The organism is Enterococcus sp. DIV1307a (assembly GCF_050537425.1).
In the GTDB taxonomy this organism is placed as follows: domain Bacteria; phylum Bacillota; class Bacilli; order Lactobacillales; family Enterococcaceae; genus Enterococcus; species Enterococcus faecalis.
Genome location: NZ_CP172914.1, coordinates 55,373 through 74,590 on the forward strand (window position 1 = coordinate 55,373; position 19,218 = coordinate 74,590).

Here is a 19,218-nt window from a genome sequence, read left to right on the forward strand (position 1 = left end):
TAAACGTCGCTACAATGGTAGTGTTCATTTTAGCGGTAAGGAGTGAATCGTATGGCAGAAATGCTTTCTTATGCATTTATGCAAAAGGCCTTTTTAGCAGCACTGTTTATCTCAGTGATTGCTCCAATGCTCGGCGTCTTTCTAGTTATTCGCCGACAATCTTTAATGGCAGATACCCTTTCACATGTGTCATTAGCCGGTGTGGCTCTAGGCTTCTTTTTTAATTGGAATCCTAATTTAATGACCTTAATTGTCGTGATTGTGGCTGCAATCATTCTAGAATATTTACGAATGATTTATAGCACCTATTCAGAAATTTCGATTGCTATTTTAATGTCAGGCGGTTTGGCTTTGGCGTTAGTTTTAATGAATTTAACAGGAGGCAATTCAGCTGCTAGTATTCAATCGTATTTATTTGGTTCCATCGTCACGATTACGTGGGATCAAGTGGTTATGTTGGCAATTTTATTCGTAGTTTTAGTTCTATTGTTTATGTTATTTAAACGTCCAATGTATGTTTTAACATTTGATGAAGATACTGCTCATGTTGATGGGCTACCTATTCATTGGATGTCGATGCTTTTTAATGTAATTACTGGTGTGGCGATTGCTGTGATGATTCCGATCGCGGGAGCCTTGTTAATTTCAGCAATTATGGTCTTACCAGCTGCGATAGGTATGCGAATTGGTAAAGGCTTCAACACGGTGATTATCATCAGTGTGTTTATGGGCTTGATTGGCATGCTAACAGGGTTGACTAGCTCGTATTATTTGGAAACACCACCGAGTGCAAGCATTACCCTAATTTTTATTGGTTTATTCTTATTAGTCAATATTTATCGCCGAGTGGTTGTCATGGTCCAACGAAAACAAAAAATGCAAAGAAACTAAGGAGAAAAACGAAAGTTTTTCTCCTTTATTTCTTTTTTTTAAAAGAAATGGCGAACTATTTTCAGTTATTTGAAAAAAATCCTCGAATTTTTCGGTTAAACCCCTTATAATAAGGAACGATAGAATGAAAAGGAGTGACGAATTTGAAAATTCGGAGAAGTGAACGATTAATCGATATGACCCAATATCTTTTAGATCATCCCCATACATTGGTTTCTTTGACATATTTTGCTGACCGATACCAATCTGCCAAGTCTTCCATTAGTGAAGATTTAGCAATTGTTAAAAAAACATTTAAAGAACGTGGAACAGGTATTTTAGAAACGATTCCAGGCGCTGCAGGCGGTGTCCGCTTTATCCCTGAAATTCCTTATGAGGAAGCGGAGCAGTTGATTATGGATTTATGTGATCGTTTGTCAGAACAAGATCGCTTATTACCTGGGGGCTATGTTTATCTTTCAGATTTACTTGGGGAACCGAATTTATTAAGACAAGTGGGCCGGATTATTGCTTCTAAATATTTAGGCAAACAAATTGATGCGGTAATGACCGTTGCGACTAAAGGAGTGCCAATTGCGCAAGCTGTGTCTTATTACTTAAATGTTCCGTTTGTGATTGTTCGTCGCGATTCTAAGATTACTGAAGGTTCAACGGTGAGCGTGAACTATGTATCAGGGTCTTCAGAACGTATCGAAAAAATGGAACTTTCAAAACGCAGTTTAAAACGCGGATCAAAAGTTTTAGTCGTGGATGACTTCATGAAAGGCGGCGGCACCGTCAATGGTATGAAGAGTATGATTGAAGAATTTGAAGCAGAACTTGTGGGCATTACCGTTTTTGCTGAGTCAAAATTCAATGGCCGTCGTGCAATCGATGACTACACTTCGCTATTATATGTGGAAGATGTGGATACACAAACAAAAACGATTAGCGTAGTCCCAGGAAACTATTTCACAGAGAAATAATTTGAAAAAGAACCTGAAAATGGTCCATTCCATTTTCAGGTTCTTTTTTTCTGTTTTATTCCTTTAAAAAAAGATGAGAAAATAAATTGGTCTACCTTTTAAATGCCTTATTTTGTTGAAAAAGACAAAAGAGTAAGATAAACTAGAAAAGGTATAATGAGGACGATTTAGAAGAAAATCAAACAATTTAGTTAATTTGAGGTGGCAAACGTGGAAAATAGATACGCAATTATTTTAGCAGCTGGTAAAGGAACACGCATGAAATCTAAACTTTATAAAGTATTGCATCCAGTTGCTGGTAAACCAATGGTCGAACATATTTTAGATCAAGTAGAACAAACAGAACCAACAGAAATCGTGACGATCGTTGGACACGGGGCGGAAATGATTAAAAGCCATTTAGGCGAACGTAGTCAATATGCCTTACAAGCTGAACAATTGGGAACTGGGCATGCAGTCATGCAAGCACAAGAGTTATTAGGTGGCAAACAAGGAACAACATTAGTTATTACAGGGGATACGCCGTTATTAACTGCGGAAACCTTGAAAAATTTATTCGATTACCATCAAGGTAAGAATGCAAGTGCGACTATTTTAACAGCGCATGCGGAAGACCCAACAGGCTATGGTCGAATTATTCGTGACCATGTGGGCATTGTTGAACGAATCGTGGAACAAAAAGATGCCAGTGAAGAAGAAGCACGTGTTCAAGAAATTAATACAGGAACCTTCTGTTTTGATAATGAATCATTGTTTGAAGCGTTAGCGAAAACAGATACAAACAACACACAAGGGGAATACTATTTAACAGATATCATTGAAATTTTGAAAAAAGAAGGCAAAGCTGTCGCTGCTTATCAAATGGCAGACTTTGACGAAGCAATGGGTGTAAATGATCGTGTCGCTTTATCCACTGCTAATAAAATTATGCATCGTCGTTTAAATGAAATGCATATGCGAAATGGTGTTACATTTATTGATCCAGATACAACGTATATTGATGAAGGCGTGGTAATTGGTTCAGACACAGTCATTGAAGCGGGAGTCACTATCAAAGGAAAAACAGTGATTGGCGAAGATTGCTTGATTGGCGCACATTCAGAAATCGTTGATAGTCACATCGGCAATCAAGTGGTTGTTAAACAGTCTGTGATTGAAGAAAGTGTGGTTCGCGAGGGGGCCGATGTGGGTCCGTATGCACATTTACGTCCTAAAGCAGATGTGGGGGCAAACGTACACATTGGTAACTTCGTGGAAGTAAAAAATGCAACAATCGATGAAGGCACAAAAGTGGGCCATTTAACATACGTTGGTGATGCAACATTAGGCAAAGATATTAATGTCGGTTGCGGCGTTGTTTTTGTTAATTATGATGGCAAAAATAAACACCAAACAGTCGTGGGTGATCACGCGTTTATTGGCTCTGCAACGAACATTGTTGCGCCAGTCACGATTGGTGATCATGCGGTGACTGCTGCTGGTTCAACTATCACAGAAGATGTCCCTTCAGAAGATTTGGCGATTGCCCGGGCACGTCAAGTGAATAAAGAAGGCTATGCTAAAAAGTTACCTTATATGAAGGATTAATCTCAAATAAAAAAGAACGCTCTTTTGCTTAAGCAAAAGAGCGTTCTTTTTCCTCCTTAAAGACTAGACCAATTGCTGCTAGTATTTGTTTAGAGACGTCCAAGGACTAGACCAATGCTGTTTATTCGGTATTTTTAGTTATTTTTTTCAAAAAAATAGTTTTTGTTCCGCTTTTCCAATATAAAAAGACTTTCTTTTTTATAAAGTTCGTGTTTTGGTCAAAATTACTATTTTTTTCACAAACAAATCCGCTATATTGTCCAAAAATAAAAACAATTTACAGGAAAAACATCTTATTTTAACGGAATTTACTGTTTTTTATTTAACGGATATATTATGATAGGAAAAGAAGAGCAGCGTGATGGGGGAAGGCTCTTTTTGTTGTTTGTTACTTTGACAATTGTTTGTTGCAAATGGGTTGAAACACAAGGAGGAAATTTGTGAAAAAGTTGAGCTTTAAAAAAGTGAAGTGGGGCATGCATTTTTTAATGGCTGTTGCGTTGATAGCGCCAAGCGTTACTAGTACGGCATATGCAGTAGAAACAACGAGTCAACAAAGTTCAGAAGCAGTAACAAGTACCACCGATTCAAGTAGAAAACAAGAACCAGTCATCACACAGGAAACAACAGACATCAAACAAGAAGCACCAAATCAGGCTACGAGTGACAGTGTCAAGCAGTCACAAGAAACCACGGCACCAGCAGAAACGACGAATTTAGAAACGTCAACCGCTGAAAAAGAAGAAACGAGCACACCACAAAAAATAACAATTTTAGGTACGTCAGATGTTCATGGTCAATTATGGAATTGGTCTTATGAAGATGATAAAGAACTACCAGTTGGTTTGTCCCAAGTAAGTACAGTCGTCAACCAAGTCCGGGCACAAAACCCAGCAGGCACCGTTTTAATTGATAATGGCGACAATATTCAAGGCACTATTTTAACAGATGACTTGTATAATAAAGCACCTTTAGTGAATGAAAAGACCCATCCAATGATCACCGCCATGAATGTGATGAAGTATGATGCAATGGTTTTGGGGAATCATGAGTTTAATTTTGGTTTACCGTTAATCAAAAAAATTCAACAAGAAGCCACTTTTCCAATCTTGTCTGCGAATACCTACAATAAGGATGGTGGTCGTTTTGTTGAAGGGACTACCACGAAGGAACTTGATCTTAATCAAGATGGGCAGCCAGATTTAAAAGTTGGGATTATCGGCTTAACAATCCCGCACATTCCTTTGTGGGATGGCCCTCGTGTTACTTCGCTTAATTTTTTACCTTTGAAAGAAGAAGCAGAAAAAGCAGTTGCTGAGTTGAAAACTAACGATCAGGCTGACATTATTGTTGCTTCGATTCATGCGGGACAACAAAATAGTGATCCGGTTGCCAGTGCCGACCAAGTAATTGAAAATGTCGCGGGGATTGATGCGTATATTCTAGGTCATGACCACCTTTCTTTTACCAAGCAAGGAGCAGCGCCGAATGGAAAAACTGTACCGGTAGGGGGACCGAAAGATACGGGGACAGAAGTTGTCAAAATTGATCTTTCAGTTGCTAAAAATGCCGATAAGTGGGAAGTGCAAGAAGGTACAGCAACGATTGTACCAACAACGAATGTTCCAGCAGATGAAGCAGTTAAGGCAGCGACAAAAGAATACCATGAGCAAACGCGAGCGTTTATTCAGGAGGAGATCGGCACAGCAACAGCTGATTTTTTACCAAAACAAGAAATTAAAGGAATTCCCGAAGCACAATTACAACCAACAGCGATGGTTTCTTTAATTAATAATGTTCAAAAAGAAGTAACAGGCGCACAATTAAGTGCGGCAGCGTTGTTTAAATACGACAGTAAATTACCTGCGGGGAAGATTTCCTATGCCACGATTTTTGATATCTACAAATACCCGAATACCTTAGTGAGTGTTCCCATTAACGGTGAAAACTTACTGAAGTATTTAGAAAAACAAGGGGCGTACTATAACCAAACACAGCCAGATGATTTGACCATTAGTTTTAATCCAAACATTCGTGTATATAACTATGACATGATTTCTGGAGTGGACTACAAGATTGACATTTCAAAACCAGTGGGTGAACGAATTGTAGATGCGAAAATTGACGGCCAACCGCTGGATCCTGCCAAAGAATATACGATTGCTATGAATAATTATCGTTACGGCGGTTTAGCTAGCCAAGGGATTCAAGTAGGAGAACCTATTAAAAATTCTGATCCAGAAACCTTACGAGGAATGATTGTTGATTATATTAAGAAAAAAGGAACGCTTGATCCAGAACAAGAAATCGAACGAAATTGGTCAATTATTGGGACAAATTTTGATGAAAAATGGCGTGCCAAAGCAATCGAATTAGTGAATGACGGCACTCTTCAAATTCCGACTTCTCCTGATGGACGTACACCAAACGCCGCCGCTATTACGAAACAAGATGTCCGTAATGCGGGCTTTGATTTAGATAATGCATATACCATTATGCACACAAATGACGTTCATGGCCGACTAGAAGCAGGGAAAGGCGAATTAGGTATGGCGCGTCTAAAAACCTTTAAAGACCAAGAAAACCCAACCTTGATGGTGGATGCAGGGGATGTTTTCCAAGGATTACCAATCTCCAATTTCTCCAAAGGCGCGGATATGGCCAAAGCAATGAATGAAGTTGGTTATGATGCCATGGCGGTGGGAAATCACGAGTTTGATTTTGGTTTAGAGATTGCACTAGGTTATAAAGACCAACTGAATTTTCCGATTTTATCTAGTAATACGTATTACAAAGATGGCAGTGGACGGGTTTTTGATCCGTATACTATCGTAGAAAAAGCCGGGAAAAAGTTTGCCATTGTAGGTGTGACGACCCCAGAAACAGCAACGAAAACACACCCGAAAAACGTAGAGAAGGTGACATTTAAAGACCCGATTCCAGAAGTAGAAGCAGTGATTAATGAAATTAAAGAGAAGTACGCGGATATTCAAGCTTTCGTGGTTACTGGGCATTTAGGCGTAGATGAAACGACGCCGCATATCTGGCGTGGTGATACGCTAGCAGAAACCCTTAGTCAAACATATCCTGAGTTAGATATCACTGTGATTGATGGACATTCGCATACAGCCGTCGAAAGCGGCAAACGTTATGGCAAAGTGATCTATGCTCAAACAGGTAATTATTTAAATAATGTTGGAATTGTCACAGCACCAGAGAGTGAACCAACTAAGAAAACAGCAAAATTGATTTCAGCAGCAGAGTTGCTAGAATTGCCAGAAAACCCGGCAGTTAAAGCCATCGTTGATGAAGCACGTACGAATTTTAACGCTGAAAATGAAAAAGTAATTGTCGATTATATTCCATTCACATTGGATGGACAACGAGAAAATGTGCGCACACGAGAGACCAACTTAGGGAATTTGATTGGTGATGCGATTATGTCATATGGCCAAGACGCGTTTAGTCAACCTGCTGATTTTGCAGTAACTAATGGTGGCGGCATTCGCGCTGATATTAAACAAGGGCCAATTAAAGTTGGGGATGTCATTGCTGTGTTACCTTTTGGCAATAGCATTGCGCAAATTCAAGTAACCGGCGCTCAAGTTAAAGAAATGTTTGAAATGTCTGTTCGTTCGATTCCACAAAAAGATGAGAATGGCACAATTTTACTAGATGATGCTGGCCAACCAAAACTTGGCGCAAATGGTGGTTTCCTGCATGTTTCAAGCTCCATTCGTATCCACTATGATTCCACAAAACCAGGTACTCGCTTGGCTAGTGACGAAGGCAATGAAACAGGACAAACGATTGTCGGTAGTCGCGTATTAGGAATAGAAATTAAAAATCGGCAAACACAAAAGTTTGAACCATTGGATGAGAAGAAACAATACCGGATGGCTACCAATGATTTTTTAGCTGCTGGTGGTGATGGTTACGATATGCTAGGTGGTGAACGAGAAGAAGGGATTTCACTAGATGCTGTCTTAATTGAATACTTGAAAAGTGCAACCAGCTTGCGGTTGTATCGTGCAGCAACGACGATTGATTTAGCACAATATAAAGAACCATTCCCAGGCGAACGAATTGTTTCTATTTCGGAAGAAGCTTACAAAGAGTTAATTGGTGGAGGAGAGACGCCAAAACCAGATCCGAAACCAGATCCAACACCAGATCCAACACCAGATCCAACACCAGATCCAACACCAGATCCAAAACCAGATCCAAAACCAGATCCAAAACCAGATCCGAAACCAACACCAGAAACACCAGTAGCAACCAATAAACAAAACCAAGCGGGAGCAAGACAGAGCAATCCATCCGTAACAGAGAAGAAAAAGTATGGCGGCTTTTTACCTAAAACGGGTACAGAAACAGAAACGCTTGCATTATATGGTTTACTGTTCGTTGGACTTTCTTCTTCTGGCTGGTATATTTATAAACGACGTAACAAAGCTAGTTAGTCATTTTTTAAGAACCGTCCTTCGGGATTGGTTCTTTTTTTATTTTAATGCTTGCCATTTGTTTTTAATTTTAGTATTATAAGAATATTCTAAAAATTAAAAAATGAAGAGTTTTTTCTGTGAAGGGAGAAAGGCATGAAAAGTAAACGTATAAAAGGACTTATCGGGTTAAGTTTAACAACGCTGTTAGTTTTAGCTGCTTGTGGTGGTGATGGGGGAGCTGGCGCCGAAAAAGCAAAGGGCGGATCAGAGAAAACTGCCGCTAAACAAGAATTTAAAGTAGTAGTTCAACAAGAAATGCCTTCTGCAGATTTATCTTTAGGAACAGATACAATTAGTTTTACGGCACTGAATAATGCGTATGAAGGAATTTATCGTTTAGATGATAAAAGCAAGCCGCAACCAGCAGGGGCTAAAGAAAAAGTGCAAGTCAGTGATGATGGTTTGACGTACACAGTGAAACTAAGAGAAGAAGCAAAATGGTCCAATGGTGATCCTGTCACAGCTGCCGATTATGTTTTTAGTTGGCAACGTACAGCAGATCCTCAGACTGGCGCTGAGTATGCTTATTTTCTAGAAATGATTGAAAACGGTGCAGACATTGTAGCTGGTAAGAAACCAGTTTCTGAATTAGGCATTAAAGCAAACGGAGATTACGAGCTAGAAATTAAACTGGCAAAACCAACACCATATTTTGATTATTTACTGGCCTTTCCACTATTTTTCCCGCAACATCAAGCAACCGTAGAGAAATATGGCAAAGATTACGCTGCTTCCAGTGAAAAAGCAGTCTATAATGGTCCGTTTGTCTTAGCTAACTTTGAAGGGGCTGGCTCAGATACCAATTGGACTTTGGAAAAAAATGAAAACTATTGGGATAAAGACAATGTCAAATTAGATAAAATCAATTTTGATGTTGTTAAGGAGGCACCAACTGCCTTGAACTTATTCCAAGATGGCCAAGCAGATGATGTTATTTTAAGTGGCGAATTGGCCCAGCAAATGGCGAAGGATCCAGAATTGGTTATCGAAAAAGAAGCACGAACCAGCTATTTGGAATTTAATCAGCGAGATAAAAATTCACCGTATAATAATGTGAATTTACGCAAAGCAATTTCAGCAGCGATTGATCGCAACGCATTAGTAGATAAAATTTTAGGCGACGGCTCAGTAGTCGCTACCGGCTTAATTCCAGAAGGGATGTCGTATTCGCCGACAGATGACAAAGATTTTGCTGATGAAAATAAAAAAATTGTTGAATATAGCCCAGAAAAAGCAAAAGAATATTGGGCAAAAGCGAAGAAAGAATTGGGCATAACAACACTCAAAATGGATATTGTTGCCGATGATGTCGATTCTACGAAAAAGTTAGCGGAATATATTCAAGGTACGTTAAAGGATACTTTAGAGGGCATTGATGTAACAGTGAGCCCAGTGCCGTTTTCAGTTCGAATTGATCGAGGTAGTCGCGGCGATTTTGAGACAATCTTAGGTGGTTGGGCTGCGGATTACGCAGATCCAAGTAGTTTCTTAGACCTTTTTGTTACTGGTAATAACTATAATCGCGGGCGTTTTTCAAGTAAAGCCTACGATGAGTTGATCGAGGCTTCAGCCACAAGAGATGCTTCAGATCCTGAAAAACGTTGGGAAGATATGGTTAAGGCTGAGAAGTTATTGATTGGTGAAGAGACCGCTTTAGCACCACTTTATCAAAAGGCGACTGCCCATCTACGCAGTAAAGAAGTGAAAGGCGTCGTTGCCCATGGTGCTGGCGCACAATATGATTATAAGTGGACATATGTAACAGAAGAGTAGTTAAAAAGAGACACAGAATAGTCAAATCGACTGTTCTGTGTCTCTTTTAATCAAAATATTTCTGCTGTTCTTCTTTTAATTTTTCTGGGGTTACATCTTCACCAGTAGGATCATAAATAGTGACGCCCATTAATGTTTTATTGAATTGTTCACGAATGGTCCGCAAATATTCTTGTCGCAAATCGACACGAAGAGCTTGTTCTTCAGATGTTAAGCCTTGTTCACGCTCTTTTTGTGCAAGCGTATTAATTCTTTTTAAAACATCTAACATTTCTCATTTCCTTTCTATAATAATTCTTTTGCTAGGCGTTCAAACGATTGAAAGCGCGTTTGTTTGTCATAACCTGGGGTGATTAGCATCGCTTCTGTCAACCCTAGTTCTTCTTGTTGGTGGAAAAACTCCGCAACTTCTTGGCTACTGCCAATGACAAAGCGTTGTTTATTTTGTTCTAAAACCAGTTTGTCCATTTCACTGTAAGGGAAAGCTAGGGCTTCTTCTGGCGATAAAAATTTATTAGGAAGCCCATGTTCGGTGGCAAAGATATAATGCTCGAAACTAGCCGCATGGTATTCTGCTTCTTCTTTCGTGTCGGCGGCAAAAGTGAAATACGCAGCGCTCACTTGAGGCTCTTGTTGTTCAGTTACTGGTCGGAAATGCTTGTAATATGCGGACAATACTTCTTTGGGCAAATGTCCATGAATAAACTGCGCAAAGGAAAAATTAATGCCATATTCACCAGCTGAACGTGCGCTTTCTTTACTAGCACCTAGTAACCAGGGTTGTGGTAATAGAACTTCCCGCGGAACAGCTGAAATTTTAGAATATAAATGATCTTCAGGAAATTCCTCTCTTAAAAAGAGTAAAATTTCAGGTAATTTATCAAATTGATCTAGTTGTGGTGGCTGACCATTATTTAACGCCAACGTAGTTAAAGGGCTGCCACCAGGCGAGCGGCCCATGCCTAAATCGATTCGATCAGGATATAAAGCTGATAACGTTTTAAACGTTTCTGCGACTTTAAATGGCGCATAATGCATGGTCATGATGCCACCCGCGCCAACACGAATTTTTTCGGTGGCACTAGCAATATGTGCAACTAAAATTTCTGGCGTTGCACTGGCAAAGGCGTCTGAACCGTGATGTTCGGCATACCAAATTCTTGTGTAGCCAAGTTTTTCCGCTAATTGAGCGAGCTCTTTGGCTTCTTGTAATGTGTCGCTTGCTGATTGATTTTTAGGAACCGTTAATTGATCTAAGATACTTAATTTCATGTATGTAGTCTCCTTTTTGGTTATTTTTTTGAAGCTACCGCTATTATTACGCAAGCATGTCAAAAAAAACAGTACGCACTTTTTAATTCCCTAGTGAGCGAAAAGTAACAAATAGATGTAGCCAAGGTCGATGATAAAAAATTCTCCGCTATGGCTTTTTGATGCTTTGTGTTAAAATGGAACATATGTACGCAATCAGCAATTGGAAAGGTGACAACATGTACGAATATATTATTGGAAAAGTAACGTTTGTTAGCCCATACTATATTGTCGTTGAAACAAATGGCATTGGCTATCAGATTTCAGTCGATAACCCGTATCGCTATTCAGGAAAAATGGATACGGATATTAAACTATATCTTCACCAAGTCGTGCGGGAAGATGCACAGCTATTATTTGGTTTTGGCAGTTTAGAAGAAAAACAATTGTTCTTAAAATTAATCAGTGTCTCTGGAATTGGCCCTAAAAGTGGTTTAGCTATCATGGCTTCTGTGGCTGATCATGGTGGTTTAATCAATGCAATTGAAGGGGAAGATGTTACATATTTAACGAAGTTCCCAGGTGTTGGCAAGAAAACAGCCCAACAAATGATTTTAGATTTAAAAGGAAAACTAGGCGAATTAGAGTCTTCCGAAGCAGCGGTTGCGGCCATGACCGCAACCGAAGTGGTGACAACAAGCAATCAAGCATTGGCAGAAGCGTTAGAAGCATTAAGTGCCCTAGGCTACAGTGACCGAGAGATTAAGCGTATCACTAAGCAATTGGAAGCGTTAGGTGAGACAACGACAGATGTTTATTTAAGCAATGCGTTAAAATTCATGATGAAACGCTAAGGAGGAATAACGATGACAGAAGAAGAACGGTTGCTTTCAGCTGCAAGTCAAGAAGCAGAAGCTTCAATTGAAAAATCGTTACGTCCACAATTTTTAGCACAATATATTGGTCAAGACAAAGTAAAACAAGAACTAACGATTTATATTGAAGCGGCGAAAAATCGGAATGAAGCGTTGGATCATACCCTTCTTTATGGTCCGCCAGGTTTAGGGAAAACGACAATGGCGATGGTCATCGCCAATGAAATGAATGTGAACATTCGTACCACAAGTGGACCAGCCATCGAACGGGCGGGAGATTTAGTCGCTATTTTGAACGAATTAGAGCCTGGCGATGTGTTATTTATCGATGAAATTCATCGTTTGCCGCGAGTTGTGGAAGAAATGCTGTATTCTGCAATGGAAGATTTTTACATTGATATCATGGTCGGTCAAGGAACCACGGCACATCCCGTTCATTTTCCATTACCGCCTTTTACTTTAGTGGGCGCTACCACACGGGCAGGGATGCTTTCAGCGCCATTACGAGATCGTTTTGGGATTATTTCTCACATGGAGTATTATCAAGAGCAGGATTTAAAAGAAATCGTTCTCCGTTCCGCGGATATTTTTCAAACGGAGATTTTTGAGGAAGGTGCCTTTGAAATTGCGCGCCGCTCAAGAGGAACCCCCCGAATTGCTAATCGTTTGTTAAAACGTGTCCGTGATTTTGCCCAAGTCCAATCAGATGGCAAAATCGACCGAGCGATTGCAGACAAAGCGTTAACCTTACTGCAAGTGGACCATCAAGGCTTGGATTATGTCGATCAAAAATTGTTGAAAACAATGATTGATTTATACGGTGGCGGTCCGGTTGGTTTAAGTACCTTGTCTGTAAACATCGGTGAAGAAACCGAAACGGTGGAAGATATGTATGAACCCTATCTTATTCAAAAAGGTTTCATTAAACGAACACCACGAGGACGAATTGCAACGCCATTTGCGTATGCACATTTTGGGTATGATTATTTAGAGGGTCGTAAAAATTAAAGGGTTAAATAAGAGAGAAGGGCCTTCAACAGGATAGAGTATGTTGAAGGTCTTATTTTTCATTTTTTCAAAGTTTATGTAACGGAATAAATATTCTTTTTTTGATAGACCACTATAAGTATATTAACGAATAATTTTTAAAAGTTTCATCTCTTGATAATATAAATCTTTGTAAGATAAATCAGACAGTTTGCGAGTAACTGTTTTTGATATCGGTTTGTTTTCAAAACCATTTAAAGCGGACAAAATATATAACTTAGTTGTGCAGGTATTTTTAAAATGATTTCGGATGTAGCCAAGAAGAGCGACTGCTGAGGGTGTTTCAATATTTTGATTATCTGACGGTAGAGAACACATAGAGCAAACCTGATAATTCAATGTTTTTAAATAGTTGCTGTATGAAAATTTACCTGGTGGATCACCTTCAAAATCATTTATAAAAAAGAAGAACTCTTTATTTAATAGATTGCCAGTGGGCTTGCTCAGTCCGTTTAAAGTTATACTGCCTGTAGATAAAGGTTGTTCGCTAGCTAAGTAGATGTATTCTGTCAATTTTATCACCTCTTTCTTATCGATATGAATTATCGTATCATGATATAATCAAATCCGCTATATTTTAAGGTGAAATGCTAAATGGAAACAAAAGAAAGCAAGCCTTAACCGCTTGCTTTCTTTTGTTTCACGTGAAACGTTTGTTCTTATTTAGAAGAGTGGCATATTTCAGCTGTTGTAGGTATACTGTGTTTGTAATCGCTTTTAAATTGGAGGGATCAATGTTGAATAAAGAAATCAAAGGGGCATTAATTGTTTCTTGCCAAGCGTTGGCAGACGAACCGTTGCATAGTTCTTTTATCATGTCCAAGATGGCTTTGGCCGCTAAACAAGGAGGGGCTAAAGGTATTCGAGCAAATTCTGTGGTAGACATTCGAGCAATCCGGAAAGAGGTTGATTTACCAATCATTGGGATTATTAAACGAGATTATCCTGACGCAGAAGTATATATTACCGCAACTATGCGTGAGATAGATGAATTAATGGCTGTTCAGCCAGAAATTATCGCTCTCGATGCAACCCATTCAAAACGACCAAATGGCGAAACGTTAGCCACATTTTTCAAAAGAATAAAAGAAAAGTATCCTAACCAAGAATGGATGGCAGATTGTTCCACGCTGGAAGAGATGATTGAAGCGGCGGAGTTAGGTTTTGATTATATTGGCACAACGTTAGTCGGCTATACGCCGCAAAGTGAAAATCAGCGGATTGAACAAAATGATTTTGAACTGTTAAGAGAAGCAAAGAAGCATTTTACTACACCAATCATTGCAGAAGGAATGATTGATACGCCAGCAAAAGTCCAACGTGTTCTGGAGCTAGGTGCTTATAGCGTGGTGGTGGGATCTGTTATTACACGACCGCAAAAAATTACTGAAAAATTTGTGGAAGCTACGAAAATAAAACAGAATCAAGCATAAACTAAATACACTATCGATACACTCGTTATTTTTTGATCAATACACTTCGATACGGTCGCTTTTTTTCTAGAGAAAGTTGAATCTTTCAATAATAAAAAGGGATACACTCCATTTGGCATAGTCCTTGCTGATAATAAATCAGTGTATAAAGCGCTATCATTTTATAGGAGGGGTTTTATGAAGGGTTTATCAAAAAAGAAACGGGTGTCTACTTGGTTAGCGTTAGGAATCACCGTAGTCAGCTGTTTTGCGTTAAGCGGGGAAGTGCAAGCAAGTGTTGAAAGAACAAAAGTTGATGAATTTGCAAATGTTTTAGATGTGAGTGCATCACCAACCGAACGGACGAATGGCGTATACGATACCAATTATTTTAATAATTTTTCTGATTTAGGTGCATGGCATGGCTACTATTTACCTGAAAAAAGCAATAAAGAGCTACTGGGTGGTTTTGCGGGGCCATTGATTATTGCGGAAGAATATCCAGTAAACTTGGCGGCAAGTTTAAACAAATTAACGGTCAAAAATAAAAAAATGGGAGAAACCTATGATTTAAGCCAAAGCAACCGCATGGACCTGTCTTATTATCCTGGGCGCCTAGAGCAAACCTATGAATTAGACGATCTAACGATTCATTTAGCTTTAATTTTTGTCAGCAATCGAACGGCGCTTATCCAAACGACACTTGAAAACACTGGTGAAGAGCCCTTGTCACTTGAAGCAAGCTGGACAGGTGCGGTCTTTGACAAAATTCAAGAGGGAACGGAAACCTTAGATATTGGCACTCGTTTAACTGCTAAAGACAATGACATTCAAGTGAATTTTGGTGAAGTCAGAGAAACGTGGAATTATTTTGCTACGAAAGACACAAAATATACGATTCATCACGCGGATAAAGTTTCAACAAAAATTGATAATCGGAATTATACAGCGACCGCTGAACCTATTGAATTGAAGCCTAAACAAACGTACAACACCTATACGACAGAAAGCTATACTTTTACAAAAGAAGAAGAGGCAAAGGAACAACAACAAGCACCCGAATATACCAAAAATGCGGCGCGCTATTTCAAAGAGAACAAGCAAAGATGGCAAGGATATCTAGATAAAACGTTTGATCAAAAGAAAACAGCAGAATTTCCTGAATATCAAAATGCGCTAGTCAAATCGATTGAAACGATTAATACCAATTGGCGAAGTGCGGCAGGTGCCTTTAAGCATGACGGGATTGTTCCGTCCATGTCTTATAAATGGTTTATTGGTATGTGGGCTTGGGATTCGTGGAAAGCGGATGTAGCAACGGCTGATTTTAATCCCGAGTTAGCTAAAAATAATATGCGGGCCTTGTTTGATTATCAAATTCAAAAAGATGATACCGTACGTCCACAAGATGCAGGAGCGATCATTGATGCTGTCTTTTACAATCAAGACAGTGCGCGTGGTGGTGAAGGTGGCAACTGGAATGAACGAAATTCTAAACCACCATTGGCTGCATGGGCAGTTTGGCATATTTATCAAGAAACCAAAGATAAGGAATTTTTAAAAGAAATGTATCCCAAACTTGTGGCTTATCATAATTGGTGGTATACCAACAGAGACCACAATAAAAATGGGATAGCAGAATATGGAAGCATGGTCAGTGATGCTCACTGGCAAAAAGACGACAAGGATCAAATCATTAAAGATAAAAATGGCCAACCTAAAGTGGATGATGATGCTGTTATTGAAGCAGCCGCGTGGGAAAGTGGCATGGATAACGCTACACGGTTTGACAAAGAAGGTGTGGGCAAAGGCGATGATGGAGTTAAAGTTTTTGAAAACAAAAATAAAGGAAAAGTAGTGGGGTATTCGATTAATCAAGAATCAGTGGATTTGAATGCGTATCTCTACGCTGAAAAGGGCTATTTAGCTTCGATAGCAGAAGAACTAGGCAAAAAAGAGGACTATAAGAACTATCAAAAAGAAGCGAAGAAACTAAAAAAATATATTCAAGAAAATATGTTTGATGAAAAAACGGGCTTCTTCTATGACTTACAAATAAATGAAGACGGCTCGAAAACAAAATTGTTAGTCAATCGTGGCAAAGGAACAGAAGGCTGGTTGCCGCTCTGGGCAAAAGTAGCGACCAAAGAACAGGCGGCGGCAGTTAAGAAAAACATGATGAATCAAGAAATGTTCAATACCTTTATGCCATTCCCAACGGCATCCAAAGACAATGAAAAATTTGCTGCAACGAAATATTGGCGGGGACCAGTTTGGCTTGATCAAGCCTTGTTTGGTGTAGAAGCTCTTCAAAACTATGACTATACAAAAGAAGCAAAAGAAATGACACAAAAACTCTTCTTACATGCCGAAGGATTGATGGGAGAAGGACCTATTCATGAAAATTATGATCCACTGACAGGGAAGGGGCTAAGTACGAAAAACTTTAGTTGGTCAGCGGCAGCGTACTATTTACTGTATAAAAACACCTTATTAAGTAATAACCCCACAACGCAAACCGCTTTTGAAATAAAATAGAAAAACAGCTCTTGAGAAAATATCTCTCAAGAGCTGTTTTTTTCTTCACTTGCTACAATCTGTTTCCCTCTGATTTAATTAAAGGTAATTTATTTGTTTAAATAAATATATTCCATATAATTAAATAAAACATCTAAAAATAAACGATATGTACTTTTATAAAAAATGTTATTTAATAAAAATGAAATAGATATTCAACGAAATTGATTGTACAATGGTTAATGAAGAGTGGGTTTAACGGAATAGTGTAATAAGGAATAAGCTGATATCAAAACCAAACATATGCAAAACCTCCTTCTCTGTTAGCTATATTGACTTCTATTATAGAACATTTCTTTTGGTTTTTTCAAGGGAAGTTAAGTATATAAGTTTTTATGATTATCAAAATATTACAATATTATAATTACGGAAATAATAAAAATGAATATTTTGAAATATTTATTAATGTTTTCGCTGATTTTGTTTAATTTGTACAGGTATTGTTGGATCTTTAAATTAATAAAAAAATAATATTTAATATTATTTTTATTATAAAAGGGGGATATTATGGATGTGCTAGGTGCTCTAAAATATTTTAGAAAAAAGAAAAAAATTGCTCAGAAAGATGTTTTGCCAAAAAAGGGGAAACAAACCTATCGAAGAATCGAAATTGGTGAAGCCAAGCTAAGTTACGAGGATTTAATGACGGCATTACAGTCATTGGGGATTACTTTTAATGAATTTTTTTTTATGGTATCTGATACGAGAATCATGGCTTCTTCAGAAGTCAAACATCAAATTGAATGTTGTCAAATGGGGTTGAACAATACAAGTGAAAAAAAGAATCTGATTCATTATTTTTATCAATTAGAGCGCAATCCTCATAAAAATGCGTTGGAAATGTCTATTTACACAGATATTAAATTAACGTTTAGTAATGATTGGGAGGAAATTCCAGAATTTGATGAAACCGATCGAATGGTAATTCTCGCGCTTATCTCTAGCAAAAGCTACTATACATACTACGATTATCAAATGGTGACTAATCCTGCCGCCTTGTTTTCTGAAAATGAAGTCCTTCAGATTCTTGATCAGATGTTTCCTGTCAAAGATGCTGAATTACGTGATACCCAAACACTAAATGTTGCCTATGGTTTTTACCTAAATATCATTACTGGGGAACTTTATAAGAAAAATTATGCGAAAGCTCGGGAATATTTAGCGCTAGTGAGTGTTACCACGATTCCTGCTGAAATCTACTATATTCATTTTAACTTACGTTACTTAAAAAACCTTACGTATTATCTGTACACTGGCAAAATGAGATATTATAAAGAAGTAATCGCCGTTATTGATATGATTGAAAGCTTTGGCGATGTACGTTTGGCGGAAGGCATGAAAAAAGAAATGCTTCAGCTGACGGCTGGTCGGACATTTAATTTAGAAAAAGGTCAGTTTCCATTGAATATTGTCACTGAAAAATAAAAAGCACCCCCCGCAAGGTCAAACTTGCGGGGGGTGCTGATGTTAAACAATAATGTTATCTCTAATCATATCTAAATCTTTAATCAAAATTTTGCGGTTACGTAGTTCAATTGCCCCTAACTCTTTTAGTTGCTGCATCATCCGGTTAACGCTACTAGCAGAAGTTATCCCACAAAAATGTGCAATTTCTTCATTGGTCACCACGAAATCAATTAAAATACCTTCCTCTGTTTCTACGCCAAATGAATCGTACATTTCATAGATTTGTGTACAAACGGCCCCAAATTTGCCATTCATCAACATTTGCTGCATCTTTTTCATGGAATGCATTAAACGGTCCCGATAGTATTCTTTGACATACATTTGCAAGTCTTTACTATTATTGATATCCCGCCAAAATTGAACACGGTCGATTTGGTAAAGTTCTGCTTGTGGAGATTCGATGCGAATATTAAAAGGTGCATCAATAAATTCTGAATATTCATCACGTAGCAATGAAACAATTTCCAAATTGTTGATATAACGTAAATTAAATTCACGACCGTCTTTGGAAATAACGCTAGTTTTGATGATGCCACTTTTTAAAATATAGGCATAACGATCTTGCAGTCCTTCATAAGTTAAATAATTTTTCTTCTTTTTTACAACGACTCGAAAGGAATGTTCATTTAAGTAGTCTTGTAAAACATTTCTCATTGGCGGTAACTCCTCAATTATCTCTAAATATTTTTGTTTTTGCCTGTTGGGCTTCTTTCTTATTTAAGCGAATTGGACATCATATGTCAATAACAAATGTTGATAAAAAAGGTCAATTAAACGCTATTTTGAAAAATAAAATCAGCTTTTAGATAATTTTGCCAAAAATTTCGCTTAATGAGTATTAAAAATATTTTTTTTATTTTATGTGCTC

Annotated in this window: 14 protein-coding genes; 10 read left to right on the top strand and 4 right to left on the bottom strand. The window is 38.2% G+C overall.

Annotated elements, in window-relative coordinates; all coding sequences use genetic code 11:
* Positions 1 to 51 precede the first annotated feature (51 nt).
* From IGL90_RS00250 to IGL90_RS00270, 5 genes are all read left to right on the top strand, one after another.
* Positions 52 to 891: a metal ABC transporter permease gene (locus IGL90_RS00250; RefSeq protein WP_002383493.1), complete on the top strand. Its 840-nt coding sequence runs from the start codon at positions 52 to 54 to the stop codon at positions 889 to 891.
* 143 nt (positions 892 to 1,034) lie between these two features.
* On the top strand, positions 1,035 to 1,856 hold the full coding sequence (purR, locus tag IGL90_RS00255; RefSeq protein ID WP_002381336.1) for a pur operon repressor: 822 nt from the start codon (positions 1,035 to 1,037) through the stop codon (positions 1,854 to 1,856).
* Between the two features lie 201 nt (positions 1,857 to 2,057).
* On the top strand, positions 2,058 to 3,443 hold the full coding sequence (gene glmU / locus IGL90_RS00260; protein WP_002356067.1) for a bifunctional UDP-N-acetylglucosamine diphosphorylase/glucosamine-1-phosphate N-acetyltransferase GlmU: 1,386 nt from the start codon (positions 2,058 to 2,060) through the stop codon (positions 3,441 to 3,443).
* 440 nt (positions 3,444 to 3,883) lie between these two features.
* Positions 3,884 to 7,906 carry a 5'-nucleotidase C-terminal domain-containing protein gene (locus IGL90_RS00265; protein ID WP_048738040.1) on the top strand — a complete coding sequence of 1,341 codons (4,023 nt, stop codon included), beginning with the start codon at positions 3,884 to 3,886 and terminating at the stop codon, positions 7,904 to 7,906.
* Positions 7,907 to 8,041: 135 nt separating this feature from the next.
* Positions 8,042 to 9,721: a peptide ABC transporter substrate-binding protein gene (locus IGL90_RS00270; protein WP_002361487.1), complete on the top strand. Its 1,680-nt coding sequence runs from the start codon at positions 8,042 to 8,044 to the stop codon at positions 9,719 to 9,721.
* A gap of 46 nt (positions 9,722 to 9,767) precedes the next feature.
* Here IGL90_RS00270 and IGL90_RS00275 read toward each other — a convergent pair whose 3' ends face one another.
* Complete coding sequence (locus IGL90_RS00275) at positions 9,768 to 9,992, bottom strand: DUF896 domain-containing protein (protein ID WP_002386409.1); 225 nt, start codon at positions 9,990 to 9,992, stop codon at positions 9,768 to 9,770.
* A gap of 14 nt (positions 9,993 to 10,006) precedes the next feature.
* Positions 10,007 to 10,993, bottom strand: coding sequence for an LLM class flavin-dependent oxidoreductase (locus tag IGL90_RS00280; RefSeq protein ID WP_002386408.1), 987 nt, complete (start codon positions 10,991 to 10,993; stop codon positions 10,007 to 10,009).
* A 218-nt stretch (positions 10,994 to 11,211) separates the two neighbouring features.
* Between IGL90_RS00280 and ruvA the strand changes: the two genes are divergently transcribed.
* Together ruvA and ruvB are read left to right on the top strand one after the other, a co-directional pair.
* Positions 11,212 to 11,826, top strand: a complete 615-nt coding sequence (ruvA, locus tag IGL90_RS00285; protein WP_002361491.1) for a Holliday junction branch migration protein RuvA — start codon at positions 11,212 to 11,214, stop codon at positions 11,824 to 11,826.
* 12 nt (positions 11,827 to 11,838) lie between these two features.
* Positions 11,839 to 12,855 (top strand): Holliday junction branch migration DNA helicase RuvB, encoded by a 1,017-nt coding sequence (ruvB, locus tag IGL90_RS00290; protein ID WP_002381340.1) that lies wholly within the window; start codon positions 11,839 to 11,841, stop codon positions 12,853 to 12,855.
* A gap of 123 nt (positions 12,856 to 12,978) precedes the next feature.
* Here the strand turns inward: ruvB and IGL90_RS00295 are convergent, their stop codons facing one another.
* Positions 12,979 to 13,416 (bottom strand): hypothetical protein, encoded by a 438-nt coding sequence (locus tag IGL90_RS00295; RefSeq protein WP_002388691.1) that lies wholly within the window; start codon positions 13,414 to 13,416, stop codon positions 12,979 to 12,981.
* 212 nt (positions 13,417 to 13,628) lie between these two features.
* Here IGL90_RS00295 and IGL90_RS00300 point away from each other — a divergent pair, with 212 nt between their 5' ends.
* The 3 genes from IGL90_RS00300 (at position 13,629) to IGL90_RS00310 (ending at position 18,308) form a co-directional block, all read left to right on the top strand.
* Positions 13,629 to 14,327, top strand: coding sequence for an N-acetylmannosamine-6-phosphate 2-epimerase (locus IGL90_RS00300; RefSeq protein WP_002364575.1), 699 nt, complete (start codon positions 13,629 to 13,631; stop codon positions 14,325 to 14,327).
* A 177-nt stretch (positions 14,328 to 14,504) separates the two neighbouring features.
* Positions 14,505 to 16,844, top strand: a complete 2,340-nt coding sequence (gene ygjK, locus IGL90_RS00305; RefSeq protein WP_048738043.1) for an alpha-glucosidase — start codon at positions 14,505 to 14,507, stop codon at positions 16,842 to 16,844.
* 546 nt (positions 16,845 to 17,390) lie between these two features.
* Positions 17,391 to 18,308 (top strand): helix-turn-helix domain-containing protein, encoded by a 918-nt coding sequence (locus IGL90_RS00310; RefSeq protein WP_023895201.1) that lies wholly within the window; start codon positions 17,391 to 17,393, stop codon positions 18,306 to 18,308.
* A 42-nt stretch (positions 18,309 to 18,350) separates the two neighbouring features.
* On the opposite strand, the gene IGL90_RS00315 is transcribed toward IGL90_RS00310, so the two are convergent.
* On the bottom strand, positions 18,351 to 19,004 hold the full coding sequence (locus IGL90_RS00315) for a Crp/Fnr family transcriptional regulator (RefSeq protein ID WP_048738045.1): 654 nt from the start codon (positions 19,002 to 19,004) through the stop codon (positions 18,351 to 18,353).
* Positions 19,005 to 19,218 lie beyond the last annotated feature (214 nt).